Below are 14,938 nucleotides of genomic sequence, written 5' to 3' on the forward strand. Positions count from 1 at the left end.
GCCTACGTCCGTTTTGCGTTTGTGCGCTCAGGGGCAGGGCCGCCGCTTCACCGGGATGCGAGGCCAATTGCGAAGGCGCGCCTATGGCCACAAGGGGGCGGCATGTCAACCCTCGACAGGGGCGCAGGCTGCGCCTAATTGGCGGGGCATGAACCCTGATGACTATAGCAGCATGGCAGAGGTGCGGGCGGGCGTCGATGCGATCGACCGCGATCTGGTGGCGTTGCTGGCCCAACGTTTTGCTCATATGCGCGCCGCCGCCCGGATCAAGCCGGATCGCGGCGCCGTGCGGGACGAGGCGCGCAAGCGTCAGGTGATCGATCAGGCCTGCGCGCAGGCGGCGCAACTGGGCGTGCCGGTGGCAATTGTCGCCGATCTTTGGGAGCAGCTGGTCGAAGCGTCGATTGCCTATGAAATGGCCGAATTCGACCGGACGCGGGGATAGAATCCCGACCCGTTCGGAGGAGGGGTGCCAGACCCTTAGCGTTCGCGCGGGCGATTGAGGTGGGACAGGACGCCACGCAGCGTCCGCACCTCCAGATGGTTCCAGCCCGGCTTGGTCAGCAGGTTGCGCAACGTCAGCTTGGTTGCGGGCGCGCGATCGGGTGGGAAAAAATAGCCGACCTTTTCCAGCAGCGTGTTGAGCTGCTCGATCATCCCTTCCAACTCCACCTGCGGCGCGGGTTCGCCCAGGTCGGTGACGGTCGGTTGCGACAGATCGGCCTGTTTCGACCATTCATAGGCGCAGAGGATGACCGCCTGGGCAAGGTTCAGGGAACCGAATTCCGGGTTGATCGGCACGGTCAATATCTTACGGGCGAGCGCCACATCCTCGGTTTCCAGACCGGATCGTTCCGGCCCGAAAATATAGGCGCAGCGGCCCTGAGCAGCGTGAATTTCGCGGGCGGCTTCCTCTGGCGTGACGACCGGCTTGGTCACGCCACGCTTGCGCACGGTGGTCGCATAGACATGGGCGCAATCGGACACGGCGTCGGCGAGGGTTTCAAAGACCTGCGCCTGATCGAGAATGAAGTCTGCGCCCGCGGCTGAAGGGCCGGCATCCGGATTGGGCCAGCCATCGCGCGGCGCGACCAGCCGCATTTCGGTAAGACCGAAATTGAGCATGGCGCGCGCGGCCTTGCCGATATTTTCGCCAAGCTGGGGGCGGACCAGGACGATGACGGGCGGGGTGGTGACGGGGGGAGGGGATTCGATCATATCACTGTTCATTTTGAGGTGAGCATCCAAACCCGTTCGGTTCGAGCCAGGGTCGAGCGTAGTCGAGGCCCGTGGTCGAGAACGGGCTGCCTCCGATACCGCAGTCCAGTCCCCTCTGATCAGGGCTTCCTTCTTCTTGCGGGACCAGTCCTTGACCTGGCGCTCGCGTTCCAGGGCGTCGATCCGGTCGGTGAAGGTTTCACTGAACACGAGTTCAACGGGGCGTCGATCATGCGTGTATCCGGGAATGTCGCCCGACTGGTGTTGACCAATCCGGCGCTCCAGATCGTCGGTATGGCCGGTATAATAAGTCCCGTCGGCGCAACGAAGGATATAGATCCAGAAACTCATCTTGTCGCGCCCTGTTCTCGACAAGCTCGAACCGAACGGAGGAAGGATGTGGCCATGGCGAACGGAAGGAGATGGAAGCCTTTCACCCCCCCACTTCCTTCACCGTGCTCGCAAATTCCTCGAAATCCTTGGCGTCGGTGAAGTCCTTATAGACGCTGGCGAAGCGGATATAGGCGACGCTGTCGAGGCGTTTGAGGCCTTCCATCACCAGTTCGCCGATCGTGCGGGCAGACACTTCGCTGTCGCCGCTGGTTTCGAGCTGGCGCTGGATGCCGGAGATGAGTTTTTCGATCCGGCTGGGGTCGATCGGGCGCTTGCGGCAGGCGATGCCGATCGAACGGGTCAGCTTGTCGCGCTCAAAGGCTTCCTTGCGGCCCTCGCTCTTGACTACCCAGATGTCGCGCAACTGGATGCGTTCGAAGGTGGTGAAGCGCGCGCCGCAGGCTTCGCACTGGCGACGACGGCGGATGGCATTGCCATCTTCCGTCGGCCGACTGTCTTTCACCTGACTGTCCTCATGGGCGCAAAAGGGGCAGCGCATTCACATTCTCCCACAAGTTCCCCCTCTCGCTTGCGGGAGGGGCCAGGGGGCGGGTCTGTCCCAACGCTGCCTAAGCCGGACAGACCCCACCCCAACCCCTCCCCTGAAGGAGAGGGGCTTCATGTTGCTCAATAAATCGGGAAGCGGCTTGTCAGGGCCAGCACCTTGTCACGCACATGGGCTTCGACCTGGCCGTCGCCTTCGTCGCCGTTACGCTTGAGACCTTCGACGACCTGCGCAATCAGTTCGCCGATCTCGCGGAATTCCGCTTCACCAAAACCGCGGGTGGTGCCGGCCGGGGTGCCAAGGCGGACGCCCGACGTCACGAACGGGCTGGCGGTGTCGAACGGCACATTATTCTTGTTACAGGTGATGAAAGCGCGGTCGAGCGCCTTTTCAGCGGCCTTGCCGGTGGTGTTCTTGGCGCGCAGATCGACCAGCATCAGGTGATTGTCGGTGCCGCCCGATACGATCGACAGGCCAGCATCGGCCAGCGTGGCGGCCAGCGTCCGCGCATTGGCGACGATCTGGTGGGCATAGGCCTTGAATTCAGGGCTGAGCGCTTCCTTGAACGCGACCGCCTTGGCTGCGATGATGTGCATCAGCGGGCCGCCCTGCATGCCGGGGAAGATGGCGCTGTTGATCTTCTTGGCGATCGCTTCGTCATTGCACAGGACAATGCCGGAGCGCGGGCCACGCAGCGACTTGTGGGTCGTGGTGGTGGTGACATGGGCATGGGGGACGGGCGAGGGATGCGCGCCGCCCGCAACCAGGCCGGAGAAATGCGACATGTCGGCGAGCAGATAGGCGCCCACTTCGTCGGCAATCTCGCGGAAGCGCGGGAAATCCCACACGCGCGAGTAAGCGGTGCCGCCACAGATGATGAGCTTGGGCTTGCACTCGCGGGCGATGCGGGCGACTTCGTCCATATCGATCAGATGATCGTCGGCGCGCACGCCATAGGGAACCGGGTTGAACCATTTGCCGCTCATATTGACCGGCGACCCATGGGTCAGGTGGCCACCCGACGACAGGTCGAGACCCATGAAGGTATCGCCCGGCTGGAGCAGCGCCAGGAACACGGCCTGATTCATCTGGCTGCCGCTATTGGGCTGCACATTGGCGAAATTGGCGCCGAACAATTGCTTGGCGCGCTCGATCGCCAGCGTTTCGACCACATCGGCATATTCGCAGCCGCCATAATAGCGCTTGCCCGGATAGCCTTCGGCATATTTGTTGGTGAAGATGGAGCCAGCGGCTTCCAGCACCGCCTTCGACACGATATTTTCCGACGCGATCAGTTCGATCTTGTCCTGCTGACGCTTCAACTCATTGCCGATCGCGCCGAAGATTTCCGGGTCCGCGCTGGCAAGGCTTTCGCTGAAAAAGCCGTCCTGGCGGATGGCGGGGGCGAGGGTGTCGATGCTCATCGAAAATTCCTTTCAGAGCGCGGGTCAGATTGCGGGTTGGGACAGTTTTTCGACGCGGCCGCTGTGGCGGCCTCCGCCAAATTCGGTGGTGAGGAAAGCGGTGACGCAGGCTTTGGCCATGTCCACGCCGGTCAGGCGCGCACCCATGGCCAGCACATTGGCGTCATTATGTTCGCGGCTGAGCGCGGCGGACAGCGGTTCGCCGACCAGCGCGGCGCGGCAGGCCGGGTTGCGATTGACCGCGATCGAGATGCCGATGCCTGAGCCGCAGAGCGCAATGCCGCGTTCGGCGTCGCCTGACGCTATGGCTGTCGCCAGTTTGTAACCATAATCGGGATAATCGACCCGGTCGGCAGTGGCCGGACCCAGATCGGCGACATCATGCCCTTCATCACGCAGCCATTGGGCTAGTTCCGCTTTCAGATCGACGGCGGCATGATCGGATGCGATGGCGATTTTCATATGGAATGTGTCCCTTCACCACGGGGGTGATTCGTTCCCGCGCCTCATAGGGGGTGAGGGCGGCAATTGCCACCTTGGACCGCCGCCCTTATGGGAAGGGCCATGACAGGCACGATTTTATCCATATTGATGCTGGCCGGGCTGCTGCTGACAGGCGGCGGGCTGTATGTGATGATCAAGCTGCGCGATCGCAAGCGCGGCGCGCTGATGATCGTCGCGGGGCTGGTTATGTTCGGCAATGTAGCGATCACGGCGATTCCGGGGCCGGACCTGCCGGGGCTGGAGCAGCGCTGAGCCATACGGGCAAGGCCGAGCAAGGGGCAAACGGCCCGTTTTAACACCGTTCGGGCTGAGCGCAGTCGAAGCCCTGCACTGAGCGCAGCGAAGTGGCATCGACTGCGCACAGCCAAGCCCTTCGACTTCGCTCAGGGCGAACGGGCATAGGGAATGGATGCCCCTTGCCTCCCACTATTCTCAGCGGATCGGCGAGTCCGGGGACAGGCGCATGTCGAGATAATTGTCGACCGACTTCATCAGCTGGTCGAGTTCATGCTCGAAGAAATGGTTGGCGCCACGGATTTCGTCGTGGTGGATGGTGATGCCCTTTTGCGTGCGCAGCTTGTCGACCAGCTTTTGCACGGCGCTGGCGGTCACGACTTCGTCCGAAGTTCCCTGCACGATGATGCCCGATGAGGGGCAGGGTGCGAGGAAGGAGAAGTCATACATGTTGGCGGGGGGCGCAACCGAGATGAAGCCGCGAATTTCCGGGCGGCGCATCAGCAGTTGCATCCCGATCCATGCGCCGAAGGAGAAGCCCGCGATCCAGGTGGTCTGCGCTTCGGGATGGAAGCTCTGCACCCAGTCGAGCGCCGCTGCGGCGTCGGACAGTTCGCCAATGCCGTTGTCGAACGTCCCCTGGCTGCGGCCCACGCCGCGGAAGTTGAAGCGCAGCACGGCAAAGCCGCGCTTCACGAACGTCTTGTAGAGCGCCTGGGTGATGCGGTCGTTCATCGTGCCGCCGCCCTGGGGGTGCGGATGCAGGATCATGGCGACCGGCGCACGCGGGCGGGGCGGGGGGCTGAAGCGGCCTTCGAGACGACCTTCGGGTCCGGTAAAGATTACGTCGGGCATGGTACCTGTTATCGTTATGGCCACCGAACACCATTGTCAGGCCGGCGGTCGGTGGCAAAAGGACGCGCGCCACGCCATAAGCTGGCGCTGCGCGGCAGACCGCCTATATAGAAGCCGCCGCCATTTCCGCAATCAATGAGTAGCATCGCATCGTGGCTGCCCAACGCCTCTATCTTGACCATGCCGCGACCACGCCGATGTTGCCAGCCGCCAAGGCGGCGATGGTGGATGCGATGGACCGCTGGGCCAACCCGTCCAGCCCCCATGCCGATGGACGCGCGGCGCGCGCGACGCTGGAAACGGCGCGCGCGCGGATCGCCGAGGCGCTGGGATGGCGCGGGCATGTGATCTTTACGTCCGGGGCCAGCGAGGCGATTGCGATTGGGCTGAGGCGGGCGAAGGCCGGGCGGGTGATGACGTCGCCGGTCGAGCATGATTCGGTATTGCGGGTGACGCCGGGCGCGAAGCGGCTGGTTGTGGACGCGGACGGGATGGTTTCCCTCGATCATGCCCGCTTTGTCGGGGATGACGGGGTTATTGTCGCCATCCAGCACGTCAATAATGAAACCGGGGTGATACAGCCGCTCGACGCGCTGGAGCGTGATGGAGCGCTATTGTTTGCCGATTGCGCCCAGAGTGCTGGCAAATTGCCGCTGCCGGAAGCAGACATGATCGCGATCAGCGCGCATAAATTTGGCGGACCGCCGGGTATCGGCGCCTTGCTGGTGCGCGATCTGGGGTTCCTGCACGCCGGGGGCGGGCAGGAACAGGGCTATCGGGCGGGGACGGAGAATTTGCCTGCCATATTGGCGATGGCAGCCGCTTTGGAGGCGCGCACGGACTGGTTGCCTGATGCGGCGCGGCTGCGCGCGCGGCTGGACGCGGGGGTCGAGGCAGCGGGCGGGCAGGTCGTCGCGCGTGATGCGCCGCGCATTCCGGCCATAGCCAGCTACCGCATGCCGGGCCTGTCGGCGCGGGCGCAACTGATTCAGTTCGATCTGGCGGGCATATCGGTGTCGGCGGGCAGCGCCTGCTCGTCCGGGTCGCTCAAGACCAGCCATGTGTTGCACGCCATGGGCTGGGACGAGGCGGCGGCGGGCGAGGTGGTGCGGGTCAGCTTTGGCCCGCAAACGGATGAGGCCGATGTCGATCGGTTTCTGGGGCAATGGACCGCCATGGCGGCGCGGGCGGCGCGATGATCTATCTGGATTATCAGGCGACGACGCCGCTGGCCCCCGAAGCGTTCGAGGCGATGGTGCCGTTGCTGCGTGACCAGTTCGCCAATCCGCATAGCGCGCACCGGCTGGGCCGGGCGGCGGCGGCGCAGGTAGAGGTGGCGCGGGAGGAGATAGGTCGGTTGCTGCCCGGTGGGGGGCGGCTGATCTTCACGTCCGGGGCGACCGAGGCGCTCAATATCGCGATACAGGGTGCGCCAGCGGGTGACATTGTGACGATCGCGACGGAACATGCGGCGGTGCTGGATACGGTGGAGGCACTGGGCAGGGCGGGGCGGACAGTCACTATGTTGCCGGTTGGGCGCGATGGGTTGGTGGATATGGATGCGGCCGCGCAGGCGATCCGGCCGGGCGTCGCGCTGGTGGCGGCGATGCTGGTGAATAACGAGATTGGCGTGATCCAGCCGGTCGCGGCACTCGCCGACCTTGCGCATGAGGCAGGGGCGCTGTTCCTGTGCGATGCGGTGCAGGGCTATGGCCGGGTGCCTATCCCCGACACATGCGACATGGTGGCGATCAGCGCGCACAAGATTCATGGTCCCAAGGGGGTGGGCGCCTTGTGGCTGCGCGACGGGGTGAAGCCTGCGCCGCTGATCCATGGCGGCGGGCAGGAGGGTGGATTGCGGTCCGGCACGCTGTCGCCTGCGCTGTGCGCGGGTTTTGGGGTGGCGGCGCGGTCGATGCGGGATCGGGCGGAGGCGGACCGGGCGCATGTCGAAGCGCTTGCCGCCCTGGCGCGCGGGCTGTTTGCCGACTGGACGCTCAATGGCAGCGCGGACGCGCGCTATCCCGGCAATCTCAACCTGCGCAGGGACGGGATCGACGGCGCGCGGTTGTTGTCATATTGCCGCAATGTTGCTTTTTCGTTGGGAAGCGCTTGCGCAAGCGGGTCCGGGCGTCCTAGCCATGTGCTGCGCGCGCTGGGCCTGACCGATGCACAGGCGCGTGGATCGGTGCGGATCGGCTTTGGTCGCTACACGACACCGGCCGAACTGGAGAGCGCTGCGGAAGCATTGAACATGGCGGCAGCCGCACAAGCGGCGCCGTGACAGGGAGCGTCGCATCAATGACCAGGATCATTTTCATCAGCGCCGATGGCGAGCGACGGCAGGAAGTCGATGCTCCGGCGGGGTCGATCCTGCTGGATGTAGCGCAGGCCGCGGGTCAGCCACTGGAGGGTACGTGCGAGGGGCAGATGGCGTGTTCCACCTGCCATGTCATCGTCGACGCGGCGGATTTTCCGCAACTCAGCCGGGCGAGCGAGGATGAAGAGGACATGCTGGACCTGGCGGCATCCGCCACGCGCACCAGCCGCCTGTCCTGCCAGATTGTGCTGCCGGAAGGGCTGGAAAGCCTGACCGTCCGTATCCCGTCCGAATCCTACAATATGCAGGGCATGTGAGCATCGTCATGGGCCGACCATTCCGCATCGCCGCGCTGGCCGCTCTTATGTGCATGGCCACAACCGCGCCCGCCGCGCCGAAGAAGGCCGCGCCAGAGCCAGTGCCAACAGGGCGGCTCGATTCGCTGCTGCCGCCGCCACCCCGCTATCTGGTGCCGCAATCGGCGCTGGCGTCGGTGCGCAATCCCCGGTCGATCGAGGAGGAGACGGGCGGGCGGCTGGGCATTGCGCTGGTCGACAGCAAGGGCGCCCTGATCCTGGGGTTCAACCGGGACGATCGCTTTGCCCTCTGTTCGACCTTCAAGGCGCCGCTGGCCGCTGCCGTGCTGATCGGCGCGGAAGGCGGGAAATTCGGGCTGGAGGGGGAAATCCCCTTCGGCAAGGACGACATACTTGATTATGCGCCGGTGGTGAAAAAGAACAGGAAACGCGGCCGGATGAGCATGGCCGAACTGGCGCAGGCGGCGGTCGAGGTGAGCGATAACAGCGCGGCGAACCTGCTGCTGCCGATGCTGGGCGGGCCGGAGGGGTTGACCGCCTTCATGCGCGCCCATGGCGACAGCGTGACCCGGCTGGACCGCAACGAACCAGCTTTGAACGAAAATGCCCCGGACGATCCGCGCGACACCACCACGCCCGCCGCCATGGCGGAATTGATGGGGCGTTTGTTGTTCCGCGACATGAAGGGCGAGAGCGCAGATCGCTTGCGTGGCTGGCTCAACGCCAGCACCACTGGCGACAACAGGATCAAGGCGGGGCTGCCCGAAGGCTGGACGTCGGGCAGCAAGACCGGATCGTGCGGCACCGCCTATAATGACGTGGCGCTGGTGAAGGCGCCGTCGGGCGAGGAATATATCCTTGCCATCTATCTCGATCGACCGACCGTGGATGCCAAGGCGGCGGAGGCCGCGATCGCGCAGGCGGCGCAGGCCGCGCTCGATTTTCTGGCCAAGGCGCAGAAGAGCGGGCTGGATTAATTACAGTCCGTTCGCTTCGAGCGAAGTCGAGAAGCCGTTGCGCTGTTGTGTCTCGACTTCGCTCGACACGAACGGACATGGTGTGTGGCCCCTTGCCATCCCCATCCTTCTTCGCCATATGCCGCGCCGGGAGTCGGGCGGACGAGGTCGTCGCCAACCTGGTCAGGTCCTGACGGAAGCAGCCACAGTGATTTTGCCGCGGGTCGTTCCGGCTCCCACCTTCCAGCCATCATCCAGCTTCGACAATAGCCATCCGAACGGCTAGACAAGCCCCATGTCCGATTCCCCCCAGCCCTATCGCGTCCTTGCGCGCAAATATCGGCCGCGCAATTTTCGCGAGTTGATCGGCCAGGACGCGATGGTCCAGACGCTGGGCAATGCGATCAGGCGGGGACGGCTGGCCCATGCCTTTCTGATGACCGGGGTGCGCGGGGTCGGCAAGACATCGACCGCGCGGCTGATCGCCAAGGCCCTGAACTGCATTGGCGAGGACGGGCAGGGCGGGCCGACGATCGACCCGTGCGGCGTGTGCGAGCCGTGCCGCGCGATTGCCGAGGGGCGGCATATCGACGTGGTCGAGATGGATGCAGCCAGCCATACCGGCGTCGACGATGTGCGCGAGATTATCGAGGCGGTGCGCTATGCCGCCGTGTCGGCGCGCTACAAGATCTACATTATCGACGAAGTGCACATGCTCTCCAAAAATGCGTTCAACGCGCTGTTGAAAACGCTGGAGGAGCCGCCTGCCCATGTGAAATTCCTGTTCGCCACGACCGAGGTGAACAAGGTGCCGGTGACGGTGCTGTCGCGCTGCCAGCGGTTCGATCTGCGCCGGATTCCGGCTGAATTGCTGGCGGGGCATTTCGCGCATGTGGTGGAGGCTGAAGGCGTCGCGGCGGAGGCGGATGCGCTGTCGCTGATCGCGCAGGCGGCCGAAGGATCGGCCCGCGACGGGCTGTCGATACTCGACCAGGCGATTGCCCATGCCGAGATGGGCGAGGGCGAGCCGATGGTCACAGCGACCCAGGTGCGCGACATGCTGGGCTTGTCGGATCGCGGATCGGTGCGCCGGTTGCTGGGCCTGTTGCTGGAGGGCGACACCGCCGCCTTGCTGGGCGGGGTGCGCGATCAATATGCGCTGGGGGTGGAGCCGCTGGCGCTGATGCGCGGGCTGCTGGAACTGGTGCATGCCGTGACGCTGGTGAAGGCGGGGCGCGACATTGCCAGCCCCGGCCAGTCGGCTGAGGAGCGCGAGATGCTGGCCGACTGGGCGTCGCACCTCGGCTTCGCGCCCCTGCATCGCTTGTGGCAGTTGCTGCTGAAAGGCCATGACGAGGTGGCGGGCGCGATCCTGCCGATCGAAAGCTGCGAAATGGCGCTGTTGCGGGTGATGCACGCGGCGACCATGCCCGATCCGGGCGAACTGGCGCGGTTATTGCGCGAGGGCGGGCCTGTCGCAGCCGCGACGCCGGGCGCGGTTGCCGCCGCGCCACCGGCTGGCCCGGCCGCGAAGCTGCCTGCGACGTTCGAGGATTTGATCGAGGCGCTGTGGCAAAGGGGCAAGGGGCAACTGGCGCAGGAACTGCATGACTGCGTCGGGTTGGTCCGTTATGCGCCGCCTGAGCTGGATTATCGCGCGACGCCGCAATTGCCGTCCGATTTCGCGGCGCGACTGACCCAGGCGTTGCGGGAGATGACGGGCATCGGCTGGCGCGTGGCGGCGAGCGATGCGGCGGCGCAACCGACCTTGCTGGAACGGGAGGAAGCGGCCAAGGCCGACGCCCGCGCCGAAATTCTGGAAATTCCGGTGGTCAAGGCGGCAATGGCCGCTTTCCCCGATGCTGCGCTGGTCGAAACCGATCAGCCGGAACAATGGAGTGCATGAGGCATGAAGGATCTGAACGAAATATTGGGCATGGCCACCCGCGTGCAGGAGGAATTGCAGCGCGCGCAGGATAATCTGGACAAGCTGGAAGTCGAAGGCGCGGCCGGTGGCGGGCTGGTCAAGGTTCGCGCGTCGGCCAAGGGCCGGATCATCGGCGTGTCGATCGACGACACGCTGCTTGCGCCGTCCGAAAAGCAGATATTGGAGGATCTGATCACCGCGGCGTTCAACGATGCGCGCAAGAAAGCGGATGAAGTCAGCAATGCCGAGATGGGCAAGATGACGTCCGGTCTGCCTTTGCCCCCCGGCTTCAAGCTGCCTTTCTGATGGAATCAGGGGCCATATCTGCCCTGCGAAACCCGATAACCATCGGTTCATCGTTGCGGCATTATGACATGTGACGATTGATTGGTGCGACGGTCATCCCCATAAAGGCGGTGAACCGTAGGACAGGGCCGCTTCTTTTGGCCCCGGAGAGTGAATGACCGTGCAATATCCCCTTCTGCCGCTGCGTGACATTGTCGTTTTTCCGCAGATGATCGTCCCGCTCTTCGTGGGCCGCGACAAGAGCGTTGCCGCGCTGGAAGCGGCGATGGAAGGCTCCAAGGAAATCTTCCTGGTGTCGCAGCTTGACCCGGCAGAGGATGATCCGGGCCGCGATTCCCTCTATGACACTGGCGTCGTCGCCATGGTGCTGCAATTGCTCAAGCTGCCTGACGGCACCGTTCGCGTGCTGGTGGAGGGCAAGCATCGCGCCCGGTTGCAGACGATGGAGAGCAAGGACGGCTATCTGGTTTCGGATGTCGAGACGATAGAGGATATCGCGGCCGAGGGACCAGAAGCGGCCGCGCTGATGCGCTCGGTTGCCGAACAGTTTGAAAATTACGCCAAGCTCAACAAGAAGCTGCCTGCCGAAACGCCGGTGCAGTTGCGCGAGATTGAGGATGCAGGGCGGTTGGCGGACGCGATTTCCGCCAACATCAACGTCAAGGTGTCCGACAAGCAGTCGTTGTTGGTGGAGGCCGATCCGGTCAAGCGGCTGGAGATGGTATTTGCCTTCATGGAAGGCGAGCTGGGCGTCCTGCAGGTCGAAAAGAAGATCCGTGGCCGCGTGAAGCGCCAGATGGAAAAGACCCAGCGCGAATATTATCTGAACGAGCAGTTGAAGGCGATCCAGCGCGAACTGGGCAATGGCGATGGTGAGGAAGGCGACGAGCTTGCCGAACTGACCGAGAAGATCGCCAAGACCAAGCTGAGCAAGGAAGCCCGCGCCAAGGCGACGGCCGAGCTGAAAAAGCTGAAGGGCATGCAGCCCATGTCGGCCGAAGCCACGGTCGTGCGCAACTATCTGGACGTGCTGCTGGGCCTGCCCTGGGGCAAGAAGGGCAAGGTCAAGAATGACCTGAAAAAGGCGCAGGATATTCTGGACCAGGATCATTTCGCGCTGGAGAAGGTCAAGGACCGGATCATCGAATATCTGGCCGTGCAGGCGCGCACCAACAAGCTGAAGGGGCCGATCCTGTGCCTCGTCGGCCCGCCGGGCGTGGGCAAGACATCGCTTGGCCGTTCGATCGCCAAGGCGACCGGGCGCGAATTCGTGCGCCAGTCGCTGGGCGGCGTGCGCGACGAGGCGGAAATTCGCGGCCACCGCCGCACCTATATCGGATCGCTGCCGGGCAAGATCGTGACCAACCTCAAAAAGGCCGGCACGATGAACCCGCTGTTCCTGCTCGACGAGATCGACAAGCTGGGCCAGGATTTCCGGGGCGACCCCGCGTCGGCGCTGCTGGAAGTGCTGGACCCTGAACAGAATAACAAGTTTCAGGACCATTATCTGGAGATCGACGTCGATCTTTCAGACATCATGTTCGTGACGACGGCCAACTCGTTGAATTTGCCGCAGGCTTTGCTCGACCGCATGGAGATCATCCGGCTGGAGGGCTATACCGAGGATGAGAAGGTCGAGATCGCGCAACGCCATCTGATCGCCAAGCAGATCGATGCCCACGGCCTGAAGGACGGCGAATTCGTCGTGACGGAAGCGGCCGTGCGCGACCTGATCCGCTATTATACGCGCGAAGCGGGTGTCCGCACGCTGGAGCGCGAGATTGCGCGTCTCGCCCGCAAGGCGCTGCGCAAGATATTGGAAGGCGTCTACGAGACGGTCGAAATTACGCCCGACAATCTGGCCGACTATGCCGGGGTGCGTAAGTTCCGCCACGGCGTGGGTGAGGACGAGCATCAGATCGGCGCGGTGACGGGTCTGGCCTGGACCGAGGTTGGCGGCGAATTGCTGACGATCGAGGCGGTGACCGTGCCGGGCAAGGGCATGATCAAGACCACCGGCAAGCTGGGCGAGGTGATGAACGAATCGGTCCAGGCGGCATTTTCCTATGTACGCGCGCGGTCGCCCGGTTATGGGATCAAGCCCAGCCTGTTCAATCGCAAGGACATCCATATCCATCTGCCCGAAGGGGCGGTGCCCAAGGATGGGCCTTCGGCAGGTATCGGCATGGTCACCTGCATCGTGTCCACACTGACCGGCATCCCGGTGCACAAGGACGTGGCGATGACCGGCGAGGTGACGTTGCGCGGCAGGGTGCTGCCGATCGGCGGCCTGAAGGAGAAGCTGCTGGCGGCGTTGCGCGGGGGCATCAAGACGGTGCTGATCCCGCAGGAAAACGAGAAAGACCTAGCGGAAATTCCGGCCAACATCCGTGACGGGCTGGAAATCGTGCCCGTGTCGCATGTCGATGAAGTGCTTTCGCGGGCGCTGGTCTCGGTGCCCGAAGCCATTGCCTGGACCGAAGAGGATGACCTTGCCGCGCAGCCAAGCAGCGGGTCGAGTCGGGATGGGGATGCTGCACTGCGGCATTGATTGGAGGGAAAAGCGGCGCATATCCGCCGGTTTCGATCGATTGTACGCCCGGGGGCGATAATTTGCATCGAAGCCGGTGACTTCGTCGCTTTCTCTTTGACAGGCGCTGGAAGCTGCGCCTTATTGCGCCGCCTACGCCGCGATTCCTATACAACCAAATAGCACAGGGGGTTCCCAAGGCATGAACAAGCAGGATCTTATCAGCGCTGTCGCGGACAGCAGCGGTCTCAGCAAAAGCGACGCCAGCAAGGCCGTCGAAGGTGTATTCGACGCCATCACCGGTGCGTTGAAGAAGGGCGACGAAGTGCGCCTGGTTGGTTTTGGCACATTTTCCGTTTCGCAGCGCAAGGCGTCGACCGGTCGCAACCCGCGCACCGGCGAGACGATGACGATCAAGGCGTCGGCCCAGCCCAAGTTCAAGGCTGGCAAGGGTCTCAAGGATTCGGTCAACTGACGATCAGGGCGCTTGCCACTGGGCGAGCGCTCGACGTCTGACCCAAGCCGGTGTCGCGGCCGGAAAGCGTTTAGGAGAGTAGCGTTGCCAGAGGGAATTGTCCCAGGCGCGCATGTATGTCTGGGCAAAGGGGTGAAGGCTGATCCAGTCTTTGCCCCTTTTTCCATTCATGGGATAATGTCGGTTAAGGGGGCGGCATGACGGGTAGGATGGGTGCGTTCGGCGCGCTGGGGCTGGCACTGGCCCTGTCAGCGTGCGCGGGGGGCGATTATCGCCCGGTGCGCGACGTGCCCGTCAGGATCGGTCCGCCCTACACCGTGCGGGGCGTCACTTATGTCCCGGCTGCCGATCCGGGCTATGACATGCTGGGCTATGCCAGCTGGTACGGATCGGAATCGGGCAATCGTACGGCCAATGGCGAGCGTTTCCGGCCAGACTGGGTGACGGCGGCGCATACCAGCCTGCCGCTGCCCAGTTATGTCGAGGTAACGGCTCTGGACAGCGGGCGCACCATCGTCGTGCGGGTCAATGATCGCGGGCCGTTTGCGGGCAAGGGGCGCGTGATCGACCTGTCGCGCGGCGCGGCCGAGCAACTGGGCATGCGCGCGCAGGGGCATGTCGCGGTACGGGTGCGGGTGGTCAATCCGCCGGAAAAACAGCGCGAACGGCTGCGCAAGGGCAAGACGGCGGAAGAGCGTCCGCGCGTGCCCGAACGAATCCTGGTCAAGCTGCGCGCGCAGATGAAGGCCGCGGGCCTGTAACCCTCGCGCGAAAGATGGCGCGGGAGCAATTGCCTGCTTGACGCCCGGTTATCCGCCGCATATGTGCCCACTTCTCGCGGGGCAAAGCGCCCCATGGTGAGTGCTGTGGCGATCGTAGCTCAGTTGGTTAGAGCGCCGGTTTGTGGTACCGGAGGTCGCGGGTTCGGATCCCGTCGATCGCCCCATTCTTTCTGTTCCTGGCCCGGTTCCGGC

Annotated in this window: 16 protein-coding genes, 1 tRNA gene and 1 other RNA gene; 13 read left to right on the top strand and 5 right to left on the bottom strand. The window is 64.0% G+C overall.

Translation table 11 applies throughout. The features are described 5' to 3' along the window. The first annotated feature begins 148 nt into the window (after nucleotides 1-148). Nucleotides 149-445, top strand: a complete 297-nt coding sequence (locus FE851_RS05640; RefSeq protein WP_017184633.1) for a chorismate mutase — start codon at nucleotides 149-151, stop codon at nucleotides 443-445. A 35-nt stretch (nucleotides 446-480) separates the two neighbouring features. Here FE851_RS05640 and FE851_RS05645 read toward each other — a convergent pair whose 3' ends face one another. The 4 genes from FE851_RS05645 to rpiB form a co-directional block, all read right to left on the bottom strand. Next, entirely contained in the window at nucleotides 481-1,569 is a 1,089-nt protein-coding gene (locus FE851_RS05645; RefSeq protein WP_145200583.1) for a TrmJ/YjtD family RNA methyltransferase, read from the bottom strand. A gap of 82 nt (nucleotides 1,570-1,651) precedes the next feature. After that, the gene (gene nrdR, locus FE851_RS05650) at nucleotides 1,652-2,110 is read right to left on the bottom strand and encodes a transcriptional regulator NrdR (protein ID WP_026002674.1); all 459 of its coding nucleotides are present in this window, start codon (nucleotides 2,108-2,110) and stop codon (nucleotides 1,652-1,654) included. Nucleotides 2,111-2,238: 128 nt separating this feature from the next. Then, the gene (gene glyA, locus FE851_RS05655; protein ID WP_017184630.1) at nucleotides 2,239-3,540 is read right to left on the bottom strand and encodes a serine hydroxymethyltransferase; all 1,302 of its coding nucleotides are present in this window, start codon (nucleotides 3,538-3,540) and stop codon (nucleotides 2,239-2,241) included. Nucleotides 3,541-3,564: 24 nt separating this feature from the next. Then, nucleotides 3,565-4,002 carry a ribose 5-phosphate isomerase B gene (gene rpiB, locus FE851_RS05660; RefSeq protein ID WP_017184629.1) on the bottom strand — a complete coding sequence of 146 codons (438 nt, stop codon included), beginning with the start codon at nucleotides 4,000-4,002 and terminating at the stop codon, nucleotides 3,565-3,567. Nucleotides 4,003-4,104: 102 nt separating this feature from the next. Between rpiB and FE851_RS05665 the strand changes: the two genes are divergently transcribed. Then, nucleotides 4,105-4,296: a hypothetical protein gene (locus tag FE851_RS05665; protein ID WP_145200586.1), complete on the top strand. Its 192-nt coding sequence runs from the start codon at nucleotides 4,105-4,107 to the stop codon at nucleotides 4,294-4,296. 180 nt (nucleotides 4,297-4,476) lie between these two features. On the opposite strand, the gene FE851_RS05670 is transcribed toward FE851_RS05665, so the two are convergent. Further along, entirely contained in the window at nucleotides 4,477-5,133 is a 657-nt protein-coding gene (locus tag FE851_RS05670; RefSeq protein ID WP_017184627.1) for an alpha/beta hydrolase, read from the bottom strand. A 152-nt stretch (nucleotides 5,134-5,285) separates the two neighbouring features. Here FE851_RS05670 and FE851_RS05675 point away from each other — a divergent pair, with 152 nt between their 5' ends. The 11 genes from FE851_RS05675 to FE851_RS05725 all read left to right on the top strand — a co-directional run bounded on the left by FE851_RS05675 (nucleotide 5,286) and on the right by FE851_RS05725 (nucleotide 14,910). Then, complete coding sequence (locus tag FE851_RS05675; RefSeq protein WP_145200589.1) at nucleotides 5,286-6,332, top strand: cysteine desulfurase family protein; 1,047 nt, start codon at nucleotides 5,286-5,288, stop codon at nucleotides 6,330-6,332. Beyond that, entirely contained in the window at nucleotides 6,299-7,417 is a 1,119-nt protein-coding gene (locus tag FE851_RS05680) for a cysteine desulfurase family protein (RefSeq protein WP_145200592.1), read from the top strand. Before FE851_RS05675 ends, FE851_RS05680 begins: the two co-directional genes overlap by 34 nt. 17 nt (nucleotides 7,418-7,434) lie before the next feature. After that, nucleotides 7,435-7,770: a 2Fe-2S iron-sulfur cluster-binding protein gene (locus tag FE851_RS05685; RefSeq protein ID WP_026149576.1), complete on the top strand. Its 336-nt coding sequence runs from the start codon at nucleotides 7,435-7,437 to the stop codon at nucleotides 7,768-7,770. Nucleotides 7,771-7,778: 8 nt separating this feature from the next. Then, nucleotides 7,779-8,747 carry an SGM family class A beta-lactamase gene (gene blaSGM, locus FE851_RS05690; protein ID WP_130752680.1) on the top strand — a complete coding sequence of 323 codons (969 nt, stop codon included), beginning with the start codon at nucleotides 7,779-7,781 and terminating at the stop codon, nucleotides 8,745-8,747. Nucleotides 8,748-8,872: 125 nt separating this feature from the next. Continuing rightward, nucleotides 8,873-8,970, top strand: an RNA gene (gene ffs, locus FE851_RS05695) — signal recognition particle sRNA small type. 51 nt (nucleotides 8,971-9,021) lie between these two features. After that, a complete protein-coding gene (locus tag FE851_RS05700; RefSeq protein WP_145200595.1) occupies nucleotides 9,022-10,632 on the top strand; it encodes a DNA polymerase III subunit gamma/tau in 1,611 nt (536 codons plus the stop codon). 3 nt (nucleotides 10,633-10,635) lie between these two features. Beyond that, on the top strand, nucleotides 10,636-10,959 hold the full coding sequence (locus tag FE851_RS05705) for a YbaB/EbfC family nucleoid-associated protein (RefSeq protein WP_017184621.1): 324 nt from the start codon (nucleotides 10,636-10,638) through the stop codon (nucleotides 10,957-10,959). A gap of 154 nt (nucleotides 10,960-11,113) precedes the next feature. Then, a complete protein-coding gene (gene lon / locus FE851_RS05710) occupies nucleotides 11,114-13,510 on the top strand; it encodes an endopeptidase La (RefSeq protein ID WP_145200598.1) in 2,397 nt (798 codons plus the stop codon). 181 nt (nucleotides 13,511-13,691) lie between these two features. Further along, the gene (locus tag FE851_RS05715) at nucleotides 13,692-13,964 is read left to right on the top strand and encodes an HU family DNA-binding protein (RefSeq protein ID WP_006959670.1); all 273 of its coding nucleotides are present in this window, start codon (nucleotides 13,692-13,694) and stop codon (nucleotides 13,962-13,964) included. 209 nt (nucleotides 13,965-14,173) lie between these two features. After that, nucleotides 14,174-14,725 carry a septal ring lytic transglycosylase RlpA family protein gene (locus FE851_RS05720; protein ID WP_145204160.1) on the top strand — a complete coding sequence of 184 codons (552 nt, stop codon included), beginning with the start codon at nucleotides 14,174-14,176 and terminating at the stop codon, nucleotides 14,723-14,725. A gap of 108 nt (nucleotides 14,726-14,833) precedes the next feature. Beyond that, a tRNA-His gene (locus FE851_RS05725) sits at nucleotides 14,834-14,910 on the top strand. Nucleotides 14,911-14,938: the final 28 nt, after the last annotated feature.

This window comes from Sphingobium sp. B2, assembly GCF_007693735.1.
Lineage (GTDB): Bacteria > Pseudomonadota > Alphaproteobacteria > Sphingomonadales > Sphingomonadaceae > Sphingobium > Sphingobium xenophagum.